Here is a 25114-nt window from a genome sequence, read left to right on the forward strand (position 1 = left end):
CGCAGCCTGAGCCTCGCCGCGCTGCATACCATCAGGCGGTTTCCGTTTCTCGGGAAGTGAGTGCGGTGACCGCCTTGGCGTATTCCTCCTGAACCGCAAAAGCGTCGGTGAGCTCCAGGAAGGCCCACCGTCCGAAACTCTGGAGCCGGTTGACGCCGGGCACCCACAGATCGCGCATCGTGTTCGCCTTGATTTGCGCATCGAGGCCCCGAAAGCCCTTGACCTCGACGATTAGGTGAAGCGGATCGTCGGCCCCGCGTCCGTCATCAAGTCGCACGATGAAGTCCGGTACGTAGCGGTGGGTCTGCGCGCCCTTCAGATACGGCACTTCGAAGCCGAGGGCCTGGTTCTTCACATAGGCGAGGGTGGCGGGGTGGGCTTCGACGACGCGGGCGAACTCCGCCTCCCAGTCGCTGTCGCAGACGACGTAGTTGATGTGGCTCCTGTCCGGGGCGGTCGTCCAGAGATTGGTCTTGGTGGTGATGAAACTGAGATGCTCCGTCGATCCCGCGGGGTTGAAGGGGTCGAGCATCGCCTTCACTACTTCCTGCCCCGCTGCGCCGCTTTCGCGCAGAATGGCGCTGTGGATCAGGTTCACCGCCATGTCGGCGATCATCGCATAGGTGAGCATCCCGGCCTTTGTGCCGCCCTTGAGCACCAGGCATTCGCGGATCCAGCGGCGCGCGATCGGCTGCAACTGGTTGTAGAGGTGGAAGGGCGACTGGCCGTCCTCGTTGGCCATCGTCTGGATGAGCCGCTTGGTGAGGTGCATGGCGACCGTATTCGGGCGCATCTCGTCGAGCGCTTCTGCGGTGAGGTCGTGACCTTCGCCGACGAGGCCTTCCATGCGCGTCTCGCAGGGGCCGACGAGTTCCGGCGTGAGCTCCAGCCGATGATCGGAAGTGAACCGCGCGGCGATCCGCTCGGCCGGGATTTCCGTCCGGTAGCCTGCGACGCGCGGGAAGCGGATGGCAAGGCGCTCGCGGCCCTTCACGGCATGGATGCGCGTCATGGGCTTGGGTGGGTTCTTCACCACCGGCTGGGGCTCGGTGGCGAAGTCGAAGGGGATGCCGAGGATGTCGGCATATTCCGTCTCGAACAGGCGGTTGCCGAGGAGATCCGTCTCCTCGCCAAGCTCATAGGATTGCCGACGCAGGCCGCGGCCGATCACCTGCTCACACAGAAGCTGCGTGCCGAAGGCGCGCACGCCGAGGATGTGGGTGACCGTGTTCGCATCCCAGCCTTCGGTCAGCATGGAGACGGAAACGACGCAGCGGATCTGCTCACCGAGCCGACCCGGCTTGCCCACCGTGTTCATGACCTCGCGCAGGAGCTCGCTGTCGGAGATGTCGCCGCTGGCGGCACCTTCTCGCTGGAGCTTCTCCTTGCGGAACTGCTCGATCTCCGCGGCTGCGGCGCTGCGGAAATTCGCATCGAGTGCCTCACCCGATTCAAGCTGGTTGGAATCGATGAGGAGCGTGTTCATCCGCTCCAGGCGGTTGCCGTTTTCATCATAGTTGCGGAGGAGCGCCAGATGCCCTTGATGGATGTTTTGGCTCTCGCCTTCGACCTCCCGGTCCCAGCCGGAAATCCACTCGTAGACGAGCTTGGAGGAGGAAGTGTTGTTGCACACGACGATGAAGACGGGCGGCACACCAATGCCAGCCCGCTTCCATGTCTCGAATTCCTTCTCGTAGTGGCCGTAGAGGGCGTAGAGCGCCGTCTCTAGCTGTGGCGGGATCTTCTGCGGGTCGAGATCTCCGGATTTCGCCGCGCCCTTCTTCGGCATCTTCTTGCCGATGTGTTCCCACAGGTTGCGGTAGACGGGCATGTCGGCGTTCACCGCATTGTCGGAGACTGGCACGCGCGGCAATTTGACGATGCCACACTCAATCGCGTCGACGAGTGAGAAGTCGGAGACGACCCAGGGAAACAAGGTTCCTTCCTCGTAGCCGGAGCCGCGCAGAAAGAAGGGGGTGGCCGACAGGTCGTAGACATTGCGCACGCCGACCTTTCGCTTCAGCGCTTCCAGTCCCGAAATCCAGAGCCGTGCGGCTTCGTTGTTCTCCTTCGCCTCTTGCTTTTCCTCCCCTTTCAGCTCCGCCTCGGAGTCGGTTTCCGGCCGCTCGCGGTAGCAATGGTGGGCCTCGTCGTTGATGACGACGACATTTTTTAAGGACAGGAGATCGCCGCAAGCGCGGGCGAGCATCTCGCCCTCCGTCTCCCGCGTAATCAACGGCTCCTCGCGCCACCCGCTGAGGAGGCTGCGGCCGACCTTGTTCGTCGCCAGGTGCTCTCGCTGCTGAAAGGCATGATAGTTTGTAATGACGATCTTCGCCTTGCGGAGCTCCGTCATCATCTCCGGCGGAACGAGCTCCCTTGTCTGGTAGTAGCTGTCGGGATCTGACGGCAGAAGGACCCGCAACCGATCCCGGATGGTGATTCCGGGTGCGACGATCAGGAAGCCGCGTGAGAAGCGCGAGGAGTTCGGTTGCCGCGCGGCGTTTACTGCCTGCCATGCGATCAACATCGCCATGACGGTCGTCTTGCCCGCCCCGGTCGCGAGCTTCAGGGCGATGCGGGTGAGCTCCGGATTCGCTTCTGCGTTCGATTCTTTCAAGTGTCGAAAGATATGGGCGTGCTGGCCGCGGGGATTCGCCACCTCTGCCAGCCAGATCGCGGTTTCGACGGCTTCGACCTGACAGAAAAAGGGGCGTGCGCCCGAAAACTCATGATGCCGCCAGTGCTGAAGGAGCCGTTGCGTGGCAGCGGTCACGCCCCAATCCGCAGGATTTGACAGCCTGCGCCAGCTCTCAAGGTGCCCGCGTATCTCGTTGATGATCGGGGAAGGATTGTATTCCTGGTCCTGATCCGCGCCGAAGCGCAGCTCGTCCTGCCCAGAGGATGTCGGCCGTCTTCGCCGCGCTTTCGGTACGGGGGTGACGTACTGCGAGCGACGGCGGCCGAGGAGCGGCTCATGTTCAAGAGGTTGGCCATCTTCGCTAAGGGCATGGTGGCGCGTTGGAGGAGCGTAGGGCGAGTTCAGAATCGGCCGTTCATAGAAAGGCTTCGTCACGTTCCCCCCTCTCGATCGCACGCGCCGTGTAAATGGCTTCCCCAATCCGCAGCCTACAAGGCGCTGCGTCAAGGATGCGAATCTGAAGGACTGTGCGACATCAGTTTTCGACGGGCAAGCGGTGCGCTCGACGGACGTTGACTACCAGCATTTCCGCAGAAATTGTCACGGCTGACGTTGGGAGCGAGCTGCGCCCCCATGGGCATGGAAGAGCCGCTCAATCTTCCCTCATATGGGCGCAACCCGTTCCTCCTGAATCAAAAATCTTGGGAACGCCGTTTCGGGGAGTAATGGGGGGAATCAGGGCGCTTCGTCGTCGGGGATGGCTTCTTTGACCCGCAGCAGATGGGGTTTGGCGCGGAAGTCCCAGCCGTTTTGGTAGCGCTCCACGATTTCGTCGAAACGGCGCCTTGCACCTTCTTCGGAGAACTCCTGCTCCACCAGGCGTTCGATGACCATGTTGCGTAAGCCGGTCAGCTGCTTCTCCTCGCCGGGAGCGAGGGCGCCGGTGATGGCCCAATGCAGGACGATGCGGGCGATGTCATCGCGCGACGGGATCCGTTCCGCCTTCTGCCGGGCGCGATAAGCCCGCTGCTTGTCTCGCTGTTCCGGACGGCGTGGCTTGGGCTTTCTCATGACCTCAGCTTACGAGCACCAGCCGCCGGGTGTGACGCGAGACGATGCCGCGCCGTGGCCCCCCGCATCATCCTCTTCCCGATATCGTTCCCTGGCATTCGCCGGTGCTGGCGCCTTACCCGCGAGGAGGCTGCCCTCGCTCCGCAACGTGCTGGCAACGTACCCGTACATTATCCTGCCTTGCGCGCACATCGTGAAACAAAACTCTCCGGCTTTCGAAACACATGCACAGCCTCTCGAATCGTCCGCGCCAAGACCCGGAACGCATGTCTCGGGGTTTCGAAACCAATGCGCGGAGATCTGAATCGTTTGTCTCGGGGTCGTGTCACAAAAATCCGCAAGTCATCATGATGTGCAGGCACGTTATCGATGGCCGGAGCGGGCCGCTTCCGGCCATCGGCAGAGCAGCGGGAGGGTGAGTTCGAGCTTTCCGAACAGCGCAAAAACGCCCGCCGGAAAAAAGCCGACGCAACACGCTGTCGAGCTGATACGGCATCGATGCCACAGCATGGCGTCCGGTCACTGCACCTCCTCCTCCGCCTTCCACCTGTCGCGCGCCAGCAGGAGCCGCTCCACCAGCCGCCTCAGGATGCGGACGGAGCCGCCCGGCCATGCCGCCTGCAGGGCCGCCAATTCTTCGCCGTCGAGCGGGATCGCCCAACGGGGATCGAGACCGCGCTCGGTGACGATGTCCTGCATGAGGCGCCCCGCAAGCGGAAGGAGATGTTCCGGCCCGGGCTCCGGGAAATGGAACACGCGGAAGCGATCTCTCAGCGGCCCCGGGAGACTTCGGAGCTCGTTTGCGGTGGCGATCCAGACGACATGCGAGAGGTCGACGTGCGCCTGGAGATAGGGGTCGTGCCAGTGCGTCGCCGACAGCGGCTCCAACATCGGCAACAGGGCGTCCAGCGGGTTGCCATTGTGGCGGCTCGTCCCAACCTTCTCGATCTCATCGAGAATGATCCCGGGCGAGGCATGACGGAACTGCCGAATGAGGCTCACCGGAAGCGACGGCTCCGCCGACATCCACCGCCTTGCCGTTCCGCCAAGCGCAGCATCGGAGACGCCGCCGCAAGAATACGTCTCGTGCGGCAGAGCGAGTGCGTCGCAGAGCCGCTCCGCAAATCTTGTCTTTCCCGCGCCGGGCTCGCCGACCAGCAGGATCGGCCGGAGCCGGACGATGTCGAGTGGGACGAGTTCGGAGAGGATCGCCGAGACGATCTCGGCTGCCTGCGGAAACTCATCCGTGAGAGTTTTTTGAAGGACCGCAAGATCGGGCTTGTGAGCGAGCCGCAGGCGCGTGTTGAGAAGTTCCGCGAACTCCCGCGCCACGCGCTGCGATGTCTCGACATTGCCGACCGAGCGGAACACGACGGCGCCCGGATCCTCCGGCCTGAGCTTGTCTCCTCCGGCCTCCTCAGCGTCCCCGGTCGGTGAGGCTCCGTCCCGGTTCGGCTCGGTGCGTGTCTTGAAATAGGTCTCGACACGCCGATAGATGCGCCGTTCCCGCTCGTCGAGCATCCGCGCCAGAACGTCGAGGCCGAAGTCGGACGTATCGCCGCGGAAATCCATTCGCGGCCGGGAGCGTTGGCCGGCGAGCCGGTCGGCGGAAAGCGGTTCGTAGCGACCCGCATGGATGAGCCAGCCGACGGCGGCGGTCGCATAGTCGAGCGCCTGATCCTGTGGCGTCTGGAGATCATGGGCACGCGAGATCGCCTCACCCGCAATGCGCCACGGCGCATGCCGGTCCCCGAGACACGCAGAATAGTAATCGAGCCGCAGCGCCGCTACCGCCTTGTTGATACGCTTCAGCTTCCCCGCCCGACGGAAGGCTTCGGCAGTGTCTCTGAGATCGTCCAGGCTCGCCGAAACCGTGAGGATTGTCAGATGGTGGCGCAGAGCCGTGTGGTCCTCACGATCATCCTCCGGGATGAGCGGGTAGACGCGCTCCGCCCATGTCTGGACATCCGCCGCAAGGTCGTTGCCGAAGAACGACATGTAGAGAATGAGCTCGGCGAGATCGGGAAGATGCCGCCGTTCTCTGGCAGCTTTCGAACGACGGGACCATCGCCGTTCGCGCCGTTCCCGTCCTTCCGGATCTGGATCGGGCCAGACAGGACATGCCGGATTCTCGTCATCGCTGGATTGGCGACGCCGCAGATAGTCCGCAAGTGCGCTTTTCTTCTGATCGTCGCTCATGAGCCGATCTCCGTCGCATCGGCCGCACGACCAAGCCGGTAATAGCGGGAGAGGGTTCGCACGAAGCCGAAGTCGGGAGCCGCCACCCACACAGCGGAGGTTAGGACCTCGCGCGTGCCGAGAAGCGGATGGCCGACGACATGGCCCATGAGGGCTGAGGTGCTGATGGTGACGAAGGCCCAGTGGTTGATCACCGGTGCATCAGAGAGATCCTGGGGGGTGGGGATCCGGCCTTCGTGAAGCGCGCGGAGGTCGGCCGCGAGCGCTTCCATGCGCGCGACATCGCGCGCCGCATGTGGCCCGAGACCATCGTGGTCGAGAATGAGCATCTGCTCTGTCCTTCAAAAATAAGACGTGTTGATCCTGCCGGACCGACGTCGCCGACCCGGTTTTGTTCTTTCCTTGTGGAGTGTGGTGGGGGCGGAGCCTCGACTACTCGACGACTTCGAGCGACCGCCACGGATGGATGGGGCGCCACACATTGCTCGGCACATGCGAGCCCGCCAGAACCCGTGCCGCGATCGACTTCGACCAGAACGCCACCGCGGAATTGAGCCTCTGCCGATCTTCCACGCCGGGGATCGGGGTCAGCACGCCGCGCTTCTCCAGGATGGCCCGGCGGGTTCGGACAGAGCTCTCTTCGTTGCCGTTGTCGCCGAGAACGCGGACTTCAGAGCCGGGCAGCACGATGAAAAGGTTGTCGCATTCAAGCCCACGTCCGAAGAGGCCTGCATAGGTCATCTCCATCATTGGCTTCTTCGCCTGGTCCGGCGAGAGGACATCGGCTCCACCAGCCTCCGCATCGACAATGCCGAGTGCCGGATGGCGGAGAGACGGCTCCAGCAGCGGGCAGCCGAGATCCCAGAGAAGCTGCCGCTCCTGATCTGCCAGCGGGTCGGCAATGGCGACAAAGACGGGCGGCAGCTCGGCCGCTTCCGGCGGTGCACCGACCAGCTTTGCCCGGCCGGAGGCGGCAATGAGCGCCGCATATTTTGCCTGCCGGTGCCGCGCCAGATCTTTTGAGTTCAGGCCGCTCCGGCTGGTGACGACGAAGACCATCTCGGCAAAGGCCTTGTCCTTGTCGCGCCGGTGGGAGCTCAGGCGCTTCATGACATCGACGGTCTCGCCGACATAGGCGAGCGTCTCAGACCCGTTGCGCCCGACGAGAATGTAGGTCGCAGCCTCACCGGATTTGAGACCGAGCGCCCGCAGCGCGTCAGAGTGCCGGAACGGGGCGGAGAAGGCGCAGGCGGTGCCGACGACGTTCTCGGCAGAACGCGCCGCGAGCGGACCCGACATCGCATCGAGGCGCCGGATCAGCGTGACGCTGCCGAGATCTGTGGAGCAGAAGGATGTCGGTGCAAGATCTTCAAGGCTGAGATGGAGGCTCTTCGCAGCGTGCGCGGTCTCGCCGTCTCGTTCTTTGGAGTGAGGCATCTCTTCGGAGCCGGGGGCGCGGGACGAAAGATCAGAAGTGGCAGCAGAAATGGTGTCGGACATGAATGTCTTCCTTGAGTTCAAGAGGATGTTCGGAAGACGATCGGAGAGAGCGGCCAACAGACGGCTGGTGCCACCGGAGGCTCCTGGGGGATTGGACAAGAGCCTGCAGCCGGACAGGGGATGATGTCCGCAGCGAGGATCGCTCAGAGGACGGGCAGCCGCCGTCGTTCCCGGACGCGGAGAACACGCCGAGTGAAAGGCATCTGCAATGTCCGAATGAATCCGCTGAAGGCGCCAGCCGTCGACTGGGCGCTCTCCCGATCGTCAGATCAAAGGGAAAGCGACGTCAGGCGCGCCGGTGCGTGCGGCCCGGCGACGCCGAGGACATCCCGTGCGGGCGGACAAGCGACAAGGGGATTTTGGATAGAGCCCAGTTCGGGCTAAGACGGCCAATAGCCATGGCAAGCACCTTCATTGCTTGGTGTGGTCAGGCCATCGGTGCTGCGCCAACAGCGCCGGTGGCCGCTTCACGCTCCCGTCATCGGGAACACGATCAGCCTGCCAGGACCCGCCCAGGTTGTGAGCTCAAAACCTCAAACATGGTTAACGGTTGCCGAACGATGATGATCGGAGGCTGTCTTTCTTGCGAGAACGAGGCACTCGCGAGTCGTGGGGGCGCGGTCACGCTCCGAAAGGATTGGCGCGTATCTCGATGGGCGTTGTCTGCCCACGCCACTCGATCGCTGGGGCGGCTCTTCGTTGCACCTCGCCACGAGCCGCTTGGGTTCGCTTTCAGCACCTGCCACCGGCAGAGATTCCTACCGCCGTCCTACCAAGTGTCCGTAGAATCTGGCCTCGTCAACTTTTTAGAGATTGGTAGGATTTGCCATTTCGGGCGAAACGGCCCCGTCGCGCCGCGTTCGGCGCTCACCTAAATCGCTGATTTTGAAGAGAAAACTGGTACGAACGGGTGGATTCGAACCACCGACCTTCGGAGCCACAATCCGACGCTCTAACCAACTGAGCTACGTTCGCATGTCCTGCTGAGGCGGTGCGGACCCTAGTGTTCCGCGCCGGAGATTTCAAGCGCCGGTGGGCCATATCCTGGCGGCTGGGCTTGCGATTCCTCGCCTCTGCGGCACCGCTTAGCCGAGGAGCGGCGCCAAGGGAAGGGGGCGGAGAAGAAACTCCGCCGCGGCAGCGTCGCATGCGGGCTCGGATGGCCTCGTCGCGAGGTGTCGCTGCCGCTCTCTCGCGGCTTCCTGCAATGGCATGAATGCCTCCGTTGGAGGCCTCGCCTCGGCAGCCTCCCGGAGCCTGATGGGCGTGACCTTCGGCCGATTTTTGTGCCGAGGCGTTATGGTGCGGGCTTTGTCGTGGGGCCGGGCTCGGGCGGGCGCCGGGTGATCCTATTCGGAGCGAAAAATTCGGCGTGAAAAAAAAAGCCCGGCAAACCGCCGGGCTCGTTCATGGTGCGCGCCGCCTCTTCGGGTGGCGTCGCAGATCGTGTCACAGAGGTTTAGTGGCTTGTGACCTTGTCGAGGTTCTTCTTCGCCGCGGTGCGGGCCGGGCGAGACGTGTCCTCGGTGACCTTGGTGAGAAGGTCGCGCATGCCGTTGCCTTGATCCATCAGCGCTTCGAAGCGTGACCGCATGAAGGCGCTCTGAAGCTGGATCGCGTCGGCGAACGAGGTGACGCCGAGCATCTGACGGGCGTGGTCGAACGCCGCATCGGTGTTGGCCTTGGCGTTGTCGAGCGCCTTGAACTGCACCTGCAGGAGACCCTCGCGGGCGTTTTCCACAGTATCTTCCATCACGTCCGTGGACTCTTCTGCAGCGGCTTTGAGGCGGGCGTAATTCTCACGCGCGCTCGCCAAAGAACGCTCCGTCATCGCCCGGAAAGCTTCGGGCATCTGCATCTGCGTCATGCCGAACATTTCCGAGAGCTTCTCGGTGGCGTCCTGAAACGCGCGATCGGCAGTATTGGCCGCATCCTGCGCGGTCGCCGCCGCCTCATCAAAAGCCTTTTCACCAGCCTGATTGAATTCGTGCTCACTGGACATCTAAGATCTCCTTCCGCTTTTGCCTGGGTTGCTCCCCCCTCAGGCTTCTGAAGAGTATATAGGGAAAGTTTTGTGCGACGCAACAAATTATTGCGCTGCAGCATGCGAGGTCCTGCCGGCGGTTGAAGTTTTCAACCGTTAACCATCCTTGAGAAAAACGGACTTTGCGACGCGCTCCAGGCCTGCGATTCTTTTTCAACTCCGGTTACCTATTTTTAACCAAGGCGAGTCGCGGAGATTACGGAAATCATGCAATCGGAGGGCAGGGGCCTGGTGGAGGCGATGGCGGACGAGCGCCTGGCGGTGCTCGTGAGCGACGCGCGTCCTGCCATGTTCTTCCGCCTCGACGACAACCGGCTCGGCTGGCTCAATCCGGCCGCGGCCGAGCGTCTCGGCTGTGGCTCCGCCAAAGACGCGCTCACCCTTGGCCTCGGATCGGCCGAGCCCTTGAAGCGCGACATTCGCATGCTGGCGAAGACCGCGGGCGAAACGGGCTCCCTCGGGCGGCTGCGTCTCGGGCGCGGCTTCGGCGCCGTTCCGGTCGTCTGCCAGTGCCGGCGCGTGGTGATCGGCGGCGAACGCGGCCTCCTGGCGGTCGCGATCGCAGCAGAGCATGCGCCCAATCCCGCGCGGATGCCGGCTTTCTTCTCCTGCAACGAGGTTGCGGCGCGCCTCCTTGAAGCTTCGGAGATGCCGTCACACCTGCGGGGCCGGGCGCTCTCCGGCAAGCCGCAGCTTGTCGCCGACTGGCCCCATGAGGCGCGGCTCCGCCGGGCGAGCCTCGTCCCGATCGCAAGCGAGACTTGTCTTGCGATCATCGATGTCGAAAGCGATTTCGGACCTGTCCGGGGCGAAGATTCCGCGGCCCCGCTGCCGCAGAGCTCCGACGAGCTCTCAAGGGGCGAGCTCTCAAAGGACGAGCTCTCAAAGGACGAGCTCTCAGGGGGAGAAAGCGACGCCAAACGCCTCGAGAAGTCGGAGACGCGCGTTCAAGCCACCGAGCTCCCAGCTCCCGACACTCAGGCTTCTGATGTTCAGGCGCCCGATATTCCGGCGCCGGATATTCCGGCGAACGACGACGATCACGACGAGATCGCGGAGATGAGCGACCGCGAGGGGCCTGTTTCCGACGATGATGCGCCCGATGACGGCGCGCCTGCCCATGCTCATGACGAAGAGACGGATCTGACGGAAGCAGTGCGGCGCGCGCTACCGGCCTGGATCGCTGATCGTCTCACCACCTATGATCCCGAGAAGCATGGTGCCGGCGAGGCACACCGGAAAACCTCCGCCTCTGATGAGGACGGGGAGAAGGCCGCCGGAGAACCCCCTGCGTCCGACGTTTCGTCTGAAGCGGACGCGGACGACCCGCGGGCGGTTGTCGCTCCCGACCAGGAAACTGACGGGTCGGGTGAAGCTGCCGAAGCCGCTGCAGACGGACTGTCTGAGCAAGAACCCGGCGGCGAAGAGGCCGCCCGGGACGAGGCGAGCGAGGAGACCGCGGTCAAGGATGAGGGCGAGGTGCCCGAACCGGAACCCGAGCCGGCGCCCGTTGCCACGCTCACCCGGCCGGTCTCGGTGCGGTTTCTGTGGCAGAGCGATGCCTCGCACCGCATTCTTTTCGTCTCGCAGGGCCTGACCCAGCTCGTCGGCCGCAATTCGGAGGTCGTGGGCGAAACCTGGGACGATGTGGCCGCACGCCTGCGGCTGGATCCGACCGGGCGGGTGGGCAAAGCCTTTCACGCGCGCGACACCTGGAGCGGGCTCACCGCCTGGTGGCCGTCGGAGGCGGGCGACATTCGCATTCCGGCCGAGCTCACCGCTCTTCCGGTCTTCGATGCCGACCGGGCGTTTCAGGGTTTCCGCGGTTTTGGCGTCTTGCGCCCGGCCGAGGCCTTGAAGGCGGAAGCCTTCGACTTGCGTTTTCCGGAGGGAGCCGAAATGGATGAGGCGCCAACGGGCAAGCATGAGCGCGAAGGCGAGGCTCCGCCCAACGACAATGTCGTGCCGATCCGCTCAGACGTCGAACGCCTGCCGGAATGGTCGCGCCTGTCGACGCAGGAAAAGCGTGCCTTCGAGACGATCGCCTCCGCGCTCGGCGCCCGTGTGACGGATCTGCAGCCTTCGAGCGGCTCGCCGATCGAAGAGCGCCGCGACGGCCTCAAGGAGCAGCAGCGAGAGGCCCCTGACGAGGCTGAAGGAAGGGCTTCGGAAATCGAGACGTCCGAAGAGGCCGCACCGGCTGAGGGGGCGACCGAGGGGCCCGCCGAGGACGGCGGCGAAGGGCAGGACGACGATCTCGCATCGCCGGAGGCGAGGCAGGATCCGGAAAACCTGTCGAACGAAGCGCCCGGGACGGTTCGTGGGGGCGCGGCCGAAGACACGGGGGCCGAAGACACTGCGCCCGAAGACGGGGCGGCCGAATACACCGGGCCCATCGAGGCTCCCGTCACGCTTTCCAATGCGGTTCTGTCCTCCAAGGTCGGGGAGCTTCAGGCGATCCTCGACACCGCGCTCGATGGCGTCATCGTGCTCGATGCGGAGGGCCGCGTCGAAAGCCTCAACCGCAGCGCCGAGGCGCTTTTCGGCATCGAAGCGGATGCGGTGGTCGGCAATTCCTTCACCGAGCTTTTGGAGGAAGAAAGCCGGGTAGAGGCCGAAGCCTATCTGGAGAGCCTGAGGATGGCGGGCATCAAGAGCCTCCTCAACGAGGGTCGCGAGGTTCTGGGCCGCACCAAGGGCGGGCCGATCCCACTCTTCATGACGTTTGGCCAGGTGGGGAGCGGCGAGCGCCCCCGCTTCTGCGCGGTTCTGCGCGACATCACGCAGTGGAAGGAGACGGAGACGCGGCTTCAGGAGGCGCGCGCCGAAGCGGAGCGGGCCTCGAGCCAGAAATCCGATTTCCTCGCCCGCATCAGCCATGAGATCCGCACGCCGCTCAACGCCATCATCGGCTTTGCCGAATTGATGGTGGAGGAGCGTTTTGGCCCGATCGAGAACCAGCGCTACCGGGAATATCTGCGCGATATTCGCTCCTCGTCGGAGCATGTCGTCAGCCTCGTCAACGATCTCCTCGACATCGCGCGGGTCGAGGCGGGCAAGCTCGATCTCGATTTTTCCGCCGTCGATCTCAACACGCTGGCGCGTGAGACCGTGTCGCTGATGCAGCCGCAGGCCGGCCGCCATCGGGTAATCATCCGCACGAGCCTGGCGCCCGACCTGCCGTCCGTCGTCGCCGATGCCCGCACGCTGCGCCAGATCCTTTTGAACCTTCTGTCGAATTCGGTGAAATACACGGATGCGGGCGGGCAGGTGATCCTCTCCACCCGGCTGGAGGAGAACGGCGAGGTGGTCTTGCGCATGCGCGACAATGGCGGCGGCATGAGCGAGAGCGAGCTGGCGCGGGCGATGGAGCCGTTCCGCCAGATCATCACCTCGGCGATCGGCACGGGCACTGGCTCCGGTCTCGGTCTGCCGCTGACGAAGGCGCTGGTGGAGGCGAACCGCGCGCAGTTCGTTTTGAAGAGCGCGCGCGGCGAGGGTACGATCGCGGAAGTGGCGTTCCCGGCGACCCGCGTTCTCTTCGAGTAATGCCTCTCTCCCGAAGAGGGTGAGAGGATCGGCTCAAGCTCAGGCGAGACAGGTCTGTGAGGTCGGCGGCTCGGGCTTGTCGTTTGCGGCGAGCTCGATGCGATTGCGCCCGGCTTTCTTCGCCAGATAAAGCCCCTGATCGGCGAGAGCCAGAAGCTCTTCCAGGGACTGGCCATCACGGAGCGCCACGACGCCCCCGCTCATCGTGCTGTTGACGTCGCAGCCGTCGATCTTGCGTCCGACGCGCACCCAGCTTTGCCGGACCCGCTCGGCGAGCGAGAGGGCCGCGGGCGCATCGGCCCCAGGAAAGAGAGCCGCGAATTCCTCGCCGCCCACTCGGCCGAAGAGATCGTTGGCGCGCATGGAGCGCTGCGCTGTCGTGATGAAAGCCTTGAGTGCGTTGTCGCCCATAGCGTGGCCGTAGGTGTCGTTGATCTCTTTGAAGTAGTCGAGATCGAAGAGGGCGACGGCACAGGGCGTGCCGTCTTTCCGGCAACGCTTCAGGGTGCGCTCGGCCCGCTCCAGAAAACCTCGGCGGTTGAGAATGCCGGTGAGCTCGTCCGTCTCCGCCCTCACCCTCTGACACACCTCGCGCCTTTCCCGCATCGCAGCGGTCACGAAGATCGTACTGCCGAGAATGAAGAGCAGCGCCTCGAATTGCAGCGTCTCGGCGGCCGCGTGAACGGTCGATGGGGCGTCGGAGAGAAACGACAGAACCGGCAACGAAAACACCAGCGCCAAGGCATGCAGGATGCACAATCCGGCAAGCGGCCAGCGGGCCGGTACCGTTGGCTGGGCCGGATGAAAGACCATGCAATATGCGGTTGCGAGAAGATAGGCGCTGCTGACGAAGGCATGGGCGGTGCCGCTCATATGCATGCGGGTCTCGGGGGCGGCGAAGGCCGCAAGAGCGACGAACGCCGGCCCAGCGAAAATGACAAGCGAAGTCACGAGATACCCGCCGTTCATCCGCGTCGAAGCCCAGATCAACGCAGGATGAAGCGTCATCATTACAAAGGAGATCGGGTGGAGCAGGCCATGGTCGTAGCAGCGCGCGAGAAGCAGCGAGGCCATGACGAAAGCGACGTTCGCGGCAACCCACCACCAGATGTACTTCGTCTCGGGATAACGGCAGCGCGCGAGAACCAAAAGAATGCCACAGATCGCCGCGCAGAAAGCCGAGACAACGGAGATCGTGGTGAGATCGAGCTGCATGACAGTGGCTTTCGCCTCTATGCCTTTCTTTGGGGCAGGTGCCTGCGTCCTGGATGCTGTTGCCTGCCGATATGGGATAAGCTTCTGAGATAGCCCATGCAGCAAGCCCGAGGGCCCGCGCGGGATGGCCCCCGACGAGGTGCGATTTCGCCCTTCTTGTATTGAATGATTCCAGACAAACCTTGCCCCTGCCTTGCCTGGTGGCAGGGCGGCAGAAGGCCTATGCCTTAGCTTCTCAACGCCGAGACGAGGTGCAAAGCGCGCGAGCCGCCCATCGCACGAGCGGCGCCCGCCCGCCTCAATAGGCGTATTCGGAGAAGAGCGGCTCGACCGAATTGCCCCAGCGCGTGCGATATTGCGCGAGAAGTTCCTCGGCCGGCGTCCGCTTCAGGGCGAGCGTTTCTTCAAGCGGCGCCAGATATTCCGCCTCGTTGAAGCCGCCGGCGCTCATTTGATTGCGGTGTTTCAGGCCTGTTCGGGAGATGGCGACGGCGCGTTTGGCGATGTCGAGGACGGTCTCGCGACGGAAGGGCGTCGCAAGGCCGGTCTTCGGCACATGGTTGCGCAGCGCTTCTCGTTCCGCCTCGCTCCAGTCGTAAGTGAGAGATTCGGCGGCTGCGAGCGCGTCGTCATCGTAGAGGATGCCCGTCCAGAAGGCCGGCAGGGCGCAGATGCGCCGTGTCGGGCCGCCGTCGGCGCCGCGCATTTCAAGAAACGTCTTAAGCCGGACATCGGGGAAAAGCGTCGACAGATGATTGAACCAATCGCCCATCGAGGGGGTAACCTCACCGATGTCGTCGACTTTCGGTTCCTTCAGGAACTGCCGGAAGGTCGTGTGGGTCATGTCGATGTAACGGCCGCCGCGGATGATGAAATACATCGGCACGTCGAGCGCCCAATCGACATAGCGCTCGAAGCCGAAGCCTTTTTCGAATGCGAAAGGCAGGAGACCCGTGCGGTTGCGGTCCGTGTCGCGCCAGATTTCGGCGCGGTAGGAGAGAAAGCCGTTGGGCCGGCCCTCGGTGAACGGCGAATTGGCGAAGAGCGCGGTGGCGATGGGCTGCAGCGCGAGGCCGACGCGCATCTTGCGCACCATGTCGGCTTCCGACGAGAAGTCGAGATTGACCTGGATGGTGGTCGTTCTCAGCATCATGTCGAGGCCCTTGCCGCCCACCTTCGGCATGTAATTGGCCATGATCCGGTAGCGCTGCTTGGGCATGATCGGGGTTGCGTCGCGCGACCGTTTCGGGGCCATGCCGATGCCGAGAAAGCCGATGCCGAGGGGCTCTGCCACTTCGCGCACCTGGGCGAGATGTGCGTGCGTTTCCCGGCAGGTGCGATGGATGTTGGGAAGCGGGGCGCCGGAGAGTTCGAACTGGCCACCCGGCTCCAGCGAGATCGCTCCGCCGCCGGTCGGATCGCCAAGCCCGATGATGTTCTCGCCATCGTAGATGGGCTCCCAGCCGAGCAGGGTTTCCATCCCCTTGAGGACCGCCTCGATGCCCTTCTCGCCGTGATAGGGCACCGGCCGGTTGCCGTCGCGGTAGAACGGCACCTTCTCGTGTTCGGTGCCGATCTTCCATTGCTGGCGCGGCTTGACGCCCTTTTCGATCGAGGAGACCAGCTGGTCGCGGTTTTCAATCGGGTTGTCGTTCGCTGTGTCGCGGGCCATCGGATCTTTCTTTGAATGCGGCCGTCAGGCTGTCGGCGGCGCGACCATAGTAAGGCCAAAGGCGCCTTTCAAAGCCTTTTCCGCATGTCGGACGAGAGCCTGCTCTTGCCAATACCCAAAGCGTTCTAAATTGAGACGAAGGGGCGCATGACTGCCATGCCAGTCGGGAGTTCGATCATGATCCAGATGACGTCTCGCTTCATTCTCGGGGCCGCATTGCTCAGCGCGATGCTTGCCGCCCCCGCGGCCGGGGCCGCCGAATCCGATTTCATCGAGCGTTTCGACGGCACCTGGAAAGGTGGCGGCATGGTCATCCGCAACGAACGCTCGGGGCCCACCAACATCAACTGCTCGCTGGCCGGACAAGGCGCGGCCAACAAGATCAGCATCGCCGGCAAATGCCGCGCCTATGCGATCTTCACCCGCGATGTGCGCGTCAATGTCGCCTACGACCCCGAAAGCGGGCTTTATCGCGGCACCTATCAGGGCTCGAAGGTCGGCACCGCGGTCATGAGCGGCAAGCGCAGCGGCGACACGATCAAGTTCGCGCTCGTCTGGCCGAAGGACGTGATGGGCGACACCGAGGCCGCGATGACCATCACCAACAATGGCGCGGGCGAATTGCGCGTGCTCGTCAACGACAAGGTCGGCGCCGGCGGTCCGGTGCAGCCGGTGACGGATCTCGCGCTCATCGCCAATTGAGCTTTCTCGTCGACAATTCGGGGATGAGGGCGGCCGCTTATCGATCTGGTGAGGCCTGGCGCCAGTCGCCGGCCGCGGCCTGAACGAGCGCAAGGGCTGCAACCGCCGCGGTGTCGGCGCGCAGAATGCGCGGTCCGAGCGAGATCGTGAGCGTCTGCGGCCGCGCCGAAATCGCACTCCGCTCCGCGTCCGAAAACCCGCCTTCCGGCCCAATGAGAAGCGCAAGCCTCTCGCCTTTGAGTGCGGAAAGCGCTGCAAGCGGATCGCCCTCGTGGCGCTCGTCGCAGAAGATCAGCCGACGGTCGGGTTCCAGCGCTTCGATGGCCTCCGCCAGGCCTTTCGCCTCCTCCACCTCCGGCAGATTGAGGATGCCGCATTGTTCGGCGGCTTCCAGCGCATTGGCGGCAACCCGCGCGGTCTTGACCTGCCGCACCTGCGTGAACTGCGTGATCACAGGCACGAGCCGGCCGACGCCCATCTCCACGGCCTTCTGCGCCAGGTAATCGAGCCGCGCCTGTTTCAGCGGCGCGAAGAGATAGGTGAGGTCGCTTTTGGGCGTTTGCGGCCGTGTCTGCTCCTCCACCGTTAGATGGCCCTTTTTCTTGCCGTCCTTGACGACCTTCGAACGCCATTCGCCGTCCTGGCCGTTGAAGAGGAGCACGGGCGCTCCGTTGTCGAGGCGCAGGACGTTGAGGAGGTAATTGGCCTGCTCGGGGGAAAGAGAGATCGATCCGCCGGCTTGAAGCGGCTCTTCCACGAAAAGTCGCTTCGTGATGAAATCGTAGGCCATCGTCGCTCTCCCGGCGTTCTTTCGAAAACGCGCTTGAAGCGCGGCTCTCGCTCCGTCAAGACTGGGTTATGCCCGCATCCCCCGTCGAAGTCTCCAACGTCGCCGAATATACGGTCGCCGATCTCGCTTTCGCCCTGAAGCGCACGCTTGAGGAAAATTACGAGCATGTGCGCGTGCGCGGCGAGGTTTCCGGTTACCGTGGCCCGCACGGCTCGGGCCATTGCTATTTCACCCTCAAGGATCAAAGCGCCTCTCTCGACGTCGTCGTCTGGCGCACGACCTTCCAGCGGCTGAAGTTCAAGCCGGAGGAAGGCTTGGAGATGGTGGCGACCGGCAAGATCACCACCTATCCGCGCCGCTCCAATTACCAGCTCGTGGTGGAGAGCCTGGAGCCCGCCGGCGCCGGCGCGCTGATGGCGCTTCTGGAGGAGCGCAGGAAGGCGCTCGCCGCCGAGGGGCTGTTCGACGAGGCGAAGAAGCGGGCGCTCCCATATCTGCCGAAGGTGATCGGCGTCGTCACCTCGCCGACGGGCGCCGTGATCCGCGATATTCTGCACCGTCTGCGCGAGCGCTTTCCGCGCCACGTTCTGGTCTGGCCGGTGCGCGTTCAGGGCGAGGGCGCGGCCGAGGAAGTGGCGGCGGCCGTGCGCGGCTTCAACCGCATCGAAGACGGAGGTGCGGTTCCGCGGCCGGATCTGTTGATCGTCGCCCGCGGTGGCGGCTCGATCGAGGATCTGTGGGCCTTCAACGAGGAAATTGCCGTGCGGGCGGTCGCCGAGAGCGGCATTCCGGTGATTTCCGCAGTCGGCCATGAGACAGACTGGACGCTCATCGATCTCGCTTCCGACCGGCGCGCGCCGACGCCGACGGGTGCCGCCGAGATTGCCGTGCCCGTGCGTGCCGAACTCGTCGCCTGCGTCGCCGATTTCACAGCCCGCCAGGAAGGAGCCTGGCAGCGCCTCGCAGCTTCCCTCAGGCGCGATCTGACGGGCGCTGCCCGTGCCATGCCGTCGCTCAACGAGCTCCTCGCTCTGCCGCGCCACCGGCTCGACGAGACAGGCGGGCGTCTGCTGCGCGGGCTCGCCCAGCATCGCCGCTTCAAGGAGCAGGCTTATCTGCGTGTCGGTGCGCGCCTGACCGGCGACAGCCTGCGCGCCGATCTGCGCCGCCGGCGCGAACGGCTTGCCGATCTCGCGGGCCGTATGGAGCGCTCGGCGAGCGCCGTGCGCGCTTCGGCGCGGCGCGATCTCGTGCGTGCCGCGCGCCTCAGACCCGAAACGCTTCAGCGCATGCTGCGGGTGGAGCGTGAACGCCTCGCGGCGACCGCACGCCACGCGGAGGTGTTTCGCCGGGCCGCAACGGCGCGTCAGGAGCGCTACGACAATGCCTGCCGGCTGCTCGAGACGCTCTCCTATAAATCCGTTCTCGGACGCGGCTATGCCGTCATCCATGAGGCTTCCGGTCAGACGGTGACGCGGGCCGACGCGATGCGGACCGGCATGTCCTACGAGGTGGAGTTCCAGGATGGACGCCGTCCGGTCGTCGCCGGCGAAGGTGGCACGCCGACGCCTGCGACGGGGAGCCCATCCGAGAGTCCGCCGAGTGAGAAGCCGGCGGCAGCGAAGAAACCGGCGAAGGCGAAGCCCGCTCCCAAGGCGCAGGGCAGCCTCTTTTAGGCCGCGATATGGGGGGAGACAGGCCGCGTCGCCGGAACCGATCGGCCGCGGCGCCATTTTAGCCGTGAAACGAGCCGCAACGTCCCGCGGCGAACCTCCCGAGACCCATGCGCTTCTTTCTCGTTCTTGTCGTCATCCTTCTCGCCGTCGCCGCCTATTTCATGGTCGACATCCGCCAGACACAGGAAGGCCGGCTGCCTTCCGTGCAGGTCGAAGAAGGCCAGGCGCCAAAGTACGAGTTCAATCTCGGCGGTTTCGAACTCGTCTGGAAACAGGCGACGTTCTCTTATCCGACCATTCGTTTCCGCTCTCCGGAAGAGAAGGGGAGCATGCCGGCCTCAGAGCCGGATTCTGAGCCGGCCTCGGAGCCACAGGGCGAGGAGGAAGCGCCCGCACAATCTCCTGCAACCTCTGCTCCGGAGACGTCCCCGCAGATGAACGCGCCGTCCTCGACCGAGCCGGAGACCGCGCCTCCCGTGCCGGCTCCGTCTGAGACCGCGCCGGAGAATCCTGCGAACGGTTCGGTCGAGCCGCTGCCGGTTCCGGGTGATCTCGACACGAGCCCCGATGCGCGCGGACCCCGCGACCGCCAGGGCGAACCCGAAAGCTCGGAGTCCGACCGGAATCCTGGCGAGCCGGAGCCCGCCGAAATCATCAATCCCGACGTATCCCGGTAAGACGGAGGCGCTCAGGCGTCTTCGACGATGAGGATGTGGAGGGCGCGCGGCCCGTGGGCGCCGAGAAGCAGGGTCTGTTCGATATCGGCCGAGCGTGACGGTCCGGTGATGAGGTTGACCGTGCGCGGCAGAACGCCGTCGCCAGAGTGTTCCCGCAGGCGGTTCCACAAGGTTTCGTAGTCGCCGACGATGTCGGAGGCGCGCACCACGACGAGATGGTGATCCGGCAGGAAGTTGAGCGTCGTCGGATTGTCGGGCCCCGAGAGCAGGAAGAGCGTCCCGGTCTCCGCCGCCCCGCCGAAAGCGTGGCTGAGACCGACATGATCGCGCCCGTCGGAGGGCCCGTGTTTCACTTCAAGCTGCGGGACCTTGTCCCAGGGAAGATCGGCAAGACGCCGGTCGGCACCCATCCTGAGATCCGAGGGCAGGTTGCGGGCGCGCAGATATTCCGCAACCGTCTCTGGAAGATCGGAGGCCGAAGCGACCCGCTCCACCGTGGCGGAGACTTTTTCCGCCATCTTCGCAAAGAGATCGAGGCGCGCCTGCTGGTCGACATGGCCACGGGCCGGCACGGTGTTCGCAGGGTGCTGGCCGAGGCGCTGGGCGACGATCTCGCGGCGCGCTTCCGCCGACTTGCCGGAGGCAAGGCCGCGCCGGATCTTGCCGAGCACGGTTTCGCGCTGGCTCATGATGTCTCTCCCGCCGCCGTCAAGAGCGGGCCTTCCACTGATCGATGAAGCTTTTTTTCGCCGGTGCCGGCATGTCGCGATGGCTTGTCCAGCCGCCGGCGAGCGGCAGCGACGAGAAGCGCCCGCGGCGGCGCCCGAAGGGGTGAAGCGCCTTGAGCCCGATGCGGGTGGCGAGCCGGTAGAGTTTCGGGCGTTTGGCGATAAAGGCCCAGATGCGCAGGCCGTTTCGTTCCGTCGCCGGCTTCAGATGCCGCTCATATTCGCGCTCGCGCCAATGCCGCATCAGTTTCGGCAAGGGAATCTGGACCGGGCAGACGCTCTCGCAGCGCCCGCAGAAGGTCGAGGCATTGGGCAGATTCGCCGTGTTTTCGAGCCCGAAGAGGCCGGGCGCCAGCACCGCGCCCATCGGGCCGACATAGGTAGCGCCATAAGCGTGGCCGCCGATCGCATGATAGATCGGGCAATGGTTCATGCAGGCGCCGCAGCGGATGCAGCGCAGCATCTCGCGGAACTCGTTGGCGAGCATTTCGGAGCGGCCATTGTCGAGGAGGATGACATGCGTCTCCTCCGGGCCGTCCTCGTCGCCCGGCCGCTTCCGGCCGGTGGAGAACGTCGTGTAGACGGAGAGTTCCTGACCCGTGGCGGAGCGCGCCAGAACGCGCAGCAGCGTCGAGACGTCTTCGAGCGTCGGCACCACCTTCTCGATCGAGGCGAGCACGATATGCACCCGCGGCAGGATCTGAGTGAGGTCGCCATTGCCCTCATTGGTGACGATGATGGAGCTGCCCGTTTCCGCCACCAGGAAATTGGCCCCGGTGATGCCGACATCGGCCGCGAGGAACATGTCGCGCAAGGTGGCGCGCGCCTCCGAGAGCAGCGACACCGGATCGGCGAGATCGCGCTTCGGATCGAGATGCGTGTGCACGCGGCGGAAATCCGCTTCCACCTGGTCGCGGTTCACATGCACGGCGGGGGCGATGATGTGGGAAGGCGGCTCGCCGCGCAGCTGAATGATGTATTCGCCGAGATCGGTCTCGATCGGCTTGATCTCGCTCTTCTCCAGGAAGGCGTTGAGGCCGATCTCCTCGGAGATCATCGACTTGCCCTTGGTGACGGTCTTGGCGCCGACCCTGCGGCAGATGGAAAGCACCGCCTCGCGGGCGTCTGCCGCGGTCTCCGCCCAATGCACCTCCGCCCCGGCCTGGCGCGCTTTGCCCTCAAACGCCTCCAGATAGAGGTCGAGATGCGCAAGCGTGTGGTCCTTGATGGCGCGCGCTTCATGGCGCAGCGCATCGAATTCCGGCAGGGCGTCGACCGCCTTCTGGCGCTTCTGGATGAAGCCGCGTTCCACATGCCCGAGCGCGCGCTGCAGCTCGACATTGGCGAGCGCGTCGACGGCGTTTTCCTTGAACGCCTGGGAAAGAAAAGGTGCGCTCATTCCGCCTCGCCGATCGCCGGGCCGTCGGCCATGCCGGCGAGCACTTCGGCCACATGGCGCGCATGCACATGCTTGCCCTCGCGCTGCAGCTTGCCGGCCATGTTCATGAGACAGCCGAGATCGCCGGCCACCAGCGTATCGGCCTCGGACCCCGCGATCGCGGCCGTCTTTTTCGTCACGATGGCGTTGGAGATCTCGGGATATTTGACGCAGAAGGTGCCGCCGAAGCCGCAGCACACATCGGCGTCCTTGAGTTCGGTGAAGGCGAGGCCGTCGACGGATTTCAACAGCTCACGCGGCTGGTCGCGCACATTGAGTTCGCGCAGGCCCGAGCAGGCGTCGTGATAGGTGACGTTGCCTGCGAATGCCGCCTCGACGTCGCGCAATCCCATGACGTCATAGAGGAAGGCGGTGAGCTCAAAAGTCTTGGCAGAAAGCGCGGTCGCGCGCCGCGCCCAATCGGCGTCGTCGAAGAGCTCGGGATAGTGGCGGGCGATCATCGCGGCGCAGGAGCCGGACGGAACGACGACGTAATCGTAATCCTCGAAGGTCGCGATGACCTGTTGGGCGATGGCTGCGGCATCGCCGCGGTCGCCGGAATTGTAGGCGGGCTGGCCGCAGCAGGTCTGGTTCTCCGGGACTTCAACGCGGCAGCCGGATGCCTCGATCAGCTTGATCGCGGCAAAGCCGACTTGCGGGCGGAAGAGATCGACGAGGCAGGTGGCGAATAGACCGACGCGCGGCTTCGAAGCTGTCGTATTTTCGGTGTTTTCTGGCGACAAGCGCTCAATCCTCTGCGGCCGAGCGTTATGCGTCATGCCCTCGGCTGGCTCCGATGGCTCCAGGTCTGGCGGCAAGGGCCGGTCAGTCGGGAGCCCGAACACGCAACTTAGGTCCGCTGCTGCGGCGAGATCAACAACCTTGTGGCGCAGGCTTCTGGTGTCAGCATTACGAGCTCATGCCGAGGCAACGGGCTTTGCCGAAGTTCCTGCGCGCCAGCCGCTCAAACCGCCACGAAGAATGGCCGCGGCACGGAAATCTCCGCGAGCGAAAAACGGACCTCGAAAAAAATCCCGCCGCCCTTTCGAGCGGCGGGTCGTCATGAAACAGGCGCTTGCGCCCGATTAGCCGTTGGGCGGCGTGTACGTGCTGGCGTCCGGATCCGGCATACCATCCGTATCGAACGTCTTCAGATAGGCAACCACCGCGTCGATGTCTTCGGGCTTCTTGAGGCCGGCGAAGATCATCTTTGTCTTCGGCACATAAGCGCGCGGGTTCTTCAGGTACTCGTGCAGGGACTTTTCGGTCCAGACGAGGCCGTTCTCGCCGGCGCTCTTCATAGCGTCGGAATAACGGAAGTCAGGCAACGAGCCAGCGACACGTCCGAACAGGTTGTTCTGCTCGGGACCGACGCGGTTTTTGGCGCCTTCACCAACCGAGTGGCAGGCGTGGCACTGCTTGTAGACCTTCTCACCGGCCGCGACGAGGTCGTCCTGAGCATACGCACTGCCCGCGGCAAGGATGGCAGCAATGCCAAGGGCAGCAGCCGAAATCCTAATCATTGGACACTCCTTGTTATGTCAAAGCTTGACTCATTCCAAGGTGGCGGAATGGAGCACAGGGCTTCGCGCCACACAAGGGGGAGGATTTTCTGGTTTGGCAATGCGACATCGCGCTATGGTTGCCTGAGATGAAACGCTGAACGATAATCGGCGGGCCTCGGAAGAAGGCCAAAGACAAAAGAGCAGGGAGGCTCAATGAGTGTGGCGATGCCCGGCCCGAAGGCCGAAATTCTGGCGCGCCGTGAGGAAATCGCCAAGGCGCTTTCGGCCATCGTTCCGGGTGAGGGGGTCATCACGGATCCTGATGGCATGCGGCCGTTTGAGACAGATGGTCTCACCGCCTATCGTCAGCTGCCGATGATTGTCGTCCTGCCGGAGACGGTGGAACAGGTGCAGCGCGTGCTGCGCTATTGTTACGACAATGAGATCCGCGTCGTGCCGCGCGGCTCGGGCACCTCGCTCTCCGGCGGCGCCCTGCCGCTGGCAGACGGCGTCCTTCTTGTCATGTCGAAGTTCAACAAGGTTCTCGACGTCGATTTCGATAACCGCGCGGCGATCGTGCAGCCGGGCGTCACCAATCTCGCCGTCACCCGGGCCGTGGAACATCGCGGGTTTTATTATGCCCCCGATCCTTCCTCGCAGATCGCCTGTTCCATCGGGGGCAATGTCGCGGAAAATTCCGGCGGCGTGCATTGCTTGAAATACGGGCTCACCACGAACAACGTGCTCGGGCTGGAGATGGTGCTGATAACCGGCGAGGTCATTCGGCTCGGCGGCAAGCATCTCGACAGCGAAGGCTACGATTTCCTCGGCCTGATGACGGGCTCGGAAGGGCTTCTCGGTGTCGTCACGGAGGTGACGGTTCGAATTCTGCGCTTGCCGGAGACGGCGCGGGCGCTTCTCCTCGGCTTTCCGACGAACGAGGATGCGGGCCGCTGCGTCGGCGACATCATCGGCGCCGGGATCATTCCGGGCGGCATGGAGATGATGGATAGCCTGGCGATCCAGGCTGCGGAAGATTTCGTCCATGCCGGCTATCCCCTCGATGTCGAGGCGCTCCTGATCGTCGAGCTCGACGGCCCGGGCGAGGAGGTGCACGAGTTGATCGAACGGGTCGAGGCGATCGCGCGCGACAACAATGCCGCCAATATCCGCGTCTCGCAGTCGGAAGAGGAGCGCGCCAATTTCTGGGCGGGACGCAAGGCGGCCTTTCCCGCCGTCGGCCGCATCTCGCCGGATTATTACTGCATGGACGGCACGATCCCGCGCAAAGCCCTGCCGAAGGTTCTGCACCGCATGAAGGAGATGGAGACAGAATTCGGCCTGCGGGTCGCCAATGTCTTCCATGCCGGCGACGGCAATCTCCATCCGCTCATTCTCTATGACGCCAACGATACCGATCAGCTGGAACGGGCCGAGGCGTTCGGCTCGGCGATCCTGAAGCTCTGCGTGGAGGTGGGCGGCGTTCTGACCGGCGAGCACGGCGTCGGCGTGGAAAAGCGCGACCTCATGGGCGAGATGTTCAGCGAGGACGATCTCGCCCAGCAGGAACGGGTGAAATGCGCCTTCGATGCCCGCCAGCTCCTCAATCCCGGCAAGGTGTTTCCGGAGCTGCACCAATGCGCCGAGCTCAGCCGCATGCATGTGCATAAGGGCCAGCTTCCTTTCCCCGACATTCCCCGCTTCTGA

The 25114-nt window shown here is 64.2% G+C and carries 18 protein-coding genes and 1 tRNA gene; 5 read left to right on the forward strand and 14 right to left on the reverse strand.

Annotated elements, in window-relative coordinates; genetic code table 11:
• Positions 1-31: 31 nt before the first annotated feature.
• The 7 genes from EO094_RS10730 to EO094_RS10760 form a co-directional block, all read right to left on the reverse strand.
• On the reverse strand, positions 32-3076 hold the full coding sequence (locus EO094_RS10730) for a BPTD_3080 family restriction endonuclease (protein WP_128292294.1): 3045 nt from the start codon (positions 3074-3076) through the stop codon (positions 32-34).
• 300 nt (positions 3077-3376) lie between these two features.
• Complete coding sequence (locus tag EO094_RS10735) at positions 3377-3712, reverse strand: hypothetical protein (protein WP_128292295.1); 336 nt, start codon at positions 3710-3712, stop codon at positions 3377-3379.
• 519 nt (positions 3713-4231) lie between these two features.
• A complete protein-coding gene (locus tag EO094_RS10740; protein ID WP_128292296.1) occupies positions 4232-5911 on the reverse strand; it encodes an AAA family ATPase in 1680 nt (559 codons plus the stop codon).
• On the reverse strand, positions 5908-6240 hold the full coding sequence (locus EO094_RS10745) for a DUF6634 family protein (protein WP_128292297.1): 333 nt from the start codon (positions 6238-6240) through the stop codon (positions 5908-5910). Before EO094_RS10745 ends, EO094_RS10740 begins: the two co-directional genes overlap by 4 nt.
• A 103-nt stretch (positions 6241-6343) precedes the next feature.
• Complete coding sequence (locus EO094_RS10750; protein ID WP_128292298.1) at positions 6344-7411, reverse strand: GIY-YIG nuclease family protein; 1068 nt, start codon at positions 7409-7411, stop codon at positions 6344-6346.
• Positions 7412-8309: 898 nt separating this feature from the next.
• Positions 8310-8386: transfer RNA gene (locus EO094_RS10755), tRNA-His, on the reverse strand.
• Positions 8387-8870: 484 nt separating this feature from the next.
• Complete coding sequence (locus EO094_RS10760; RefSeq protein ID WP_128292299.1) at positions 8871-9413, reverse strand: phasin family protein; 543 nt, start codon at positions 9411-9413, stop codon at positions 8871-8873.
• Between the two features lie 249 nt (positions 9414-9662).
• Here EO094_RS10760 and EO094_RS10770 point away from each other — a divergent pair, with 249 nt between their 5' ends.
• Positions 9663-13004 carry a histidine kinase dimerization/phospho-acceptor domain-containing protein gene (locus EO094_RS10770; protein ID WP_164879628.1) on the forward strand — a complete coding sequence of 1114 codons (3342 nt, stop codon included), beginning with the start codon at positions 9663-9665 and terminating at the stop codon, positions 13002-13004.
• 39 nt (positions 13005-13043) lie between these two features.
• On the opposite strand, the gene EO094_RS10775 is transcribed toward EO094_RS10770, so the two are convergent.
• Together EO094_RS10775 and EO094_RS10780 are read right to left on the reverse strand one after the other, a co-directional pair.
• Complete coding sequence (locus tag EO094_RS10775; RefSeq protein WP_128292302.1) at positions 13044-14219, reverse strand: GGDEF domain-containing protein; 1176 nt, start codon at positions 14217-14219, stop codon at positions 13044-13046.
• 298 nt (positions 14220-14517) lie between these two features.
• Positions 14518-15891, reverse strand: coding sequence for a glutamate--cysteine ligase (locus EO094_RS10780; RefSeq protein ID WP_128292303.1), 1374 nt, complete (start codon positions 15889-15891; stop codon positions 14518-14520).
• Between the two features lie 147 nt (positions 15892-16038).
• Between EO094_RS10780 and EO094_RS10785 the strand changes: the two genes are divergently transcribed.
• Positions 16039-16593, forward strand: coding sequence for a hypothetical protein (locus EO094_RS10785; RefSeq protein WP_128292304.1), 555 nt, complete (start codon positions 16039-16041; stop codon positions 16591-16593).
• A 37-nt stretch (positions 16594-16630) separates the two neighbouring features.
• Here EO094_RS10785 and EO094_RS10790 read toward each other — a convergent pair whose 3' ends face one another.
• Positions 16631-17383, reverse strand: coding sequence for a 16S rRNA (uracil(1498)-N(3))-methyltransferase (locus tag EO094_RS10790; protein WP_128292305.1), 753 nt, complete (start codon positions 17381-17383; stop codon positions 16631-16633).
• A 68-nt stretch (positions 17384-17451) separates the two neighbouring features.
• Between EO094_RS10790 and xseA the strand changes: the two genes are divergently transcribed.
• Both xseA and EO094_RS10800 read left to right on the forward strand, forming a co-directional pair.
• Complete coding sequence (gene xseA / locus EO094_RS10795; protein ID WP_128292306.1) at positions 17452-19059, forward strand: exodeoxyribonuclease VII large subunit; 1608 nt, start codon at positions 17452-17454, stop codon at positions 19057-19059.
• A gap of 107 nt (positions 19060-19166) precedes the next feature.
• On the forward strand, positions 19167-19736 hold the full coding sequence (locus tag EO094_RS10800) for a hypothetical protein (RefSeq protein ID WP_128292307.1): 570 nt from the start codon (positions 19167-19169) through the stop codon (positions 19734-19736).
• An 11-nt stretch (positions 19737-19747) separates the two neighbouring features.
• Here the strand turns inward: EO094_RS10800 and EO094_RS10805 are convergent, their stop codons facing one another.
• The 4 genes from EO094_RS10805 to EO094_RS10820 form a co-directional block, all read right to left on the reverse strand.
• On the reverse strand, positions 19748-20425 hold the full coding sequence (locus EO094_RS10805) for a LutC/YkgG family protein (RefSeq protein WP_128292308.1): 678 nt from the start codon (positions 20423-20425) through the stop codon (positions 19748-19750).
• A 19-nt stretch (positions 20426-20444) separates the two neighbouring features.
• Positions 20445-21863 (reverse strand): LutB/LldF family L-lactate oxidation iron-sulfur protein, encoded by a 1419-nt coding sequence (locus EO094_RS10810; RefSeq protein ID WP_128292309.1) that lies wholly within the window; start codon positions 21861-21863, stop codon positions 20445-20447.
• Positions 21860-22645: a (Fe-S)-binding protein gene (locus EO094_RS10815; RefSeq protein ID WP_246008465.1), complete on the reverse strand. Its 786-nt coding sequence runs from the start codon at positions 22643-22645 to the stop codon at positions 21860-21862. Before EO094_RS10815 ends, EO094_RS10810 begins: the two co-directional genes overlap by 4 nt.
• 342 nt (positions 22646-22987) lie before the next feature.
• Positions 22988-23425, reverse strand: a complete 438-nt coding sequence (locus tag EO094_RS10820) for a c-type cytochrome (RefSeq protein WP_128292311.1) — start codon at positions 23423-23425, stop codon at positions 22988-22990.
• 195 nt (positions 23426-23620) lie between these two features.
• Between EO094_RS10820 and EO094_RS10825 the strand changes: the two genes are divergently transcribed.
• Entirely contained in the window at positions 23621-25114 is a 1494-nt protein-coding gene (locus EO094_RS10825) for an FAD-linked oxidase C-terminal domain-containing protein (RefSeq protein WP_128292312.1), read from the forward strand.

The sequence above is a fragment of the Afifella aestuarii genome, assembly GCF_004023665.1.
Lineage (GTDB): Bacteria > Pseudomonadota > Alphaproteobacteria > Rhizobiales > Afifellaceae > Afifella > Afifella aestuarii.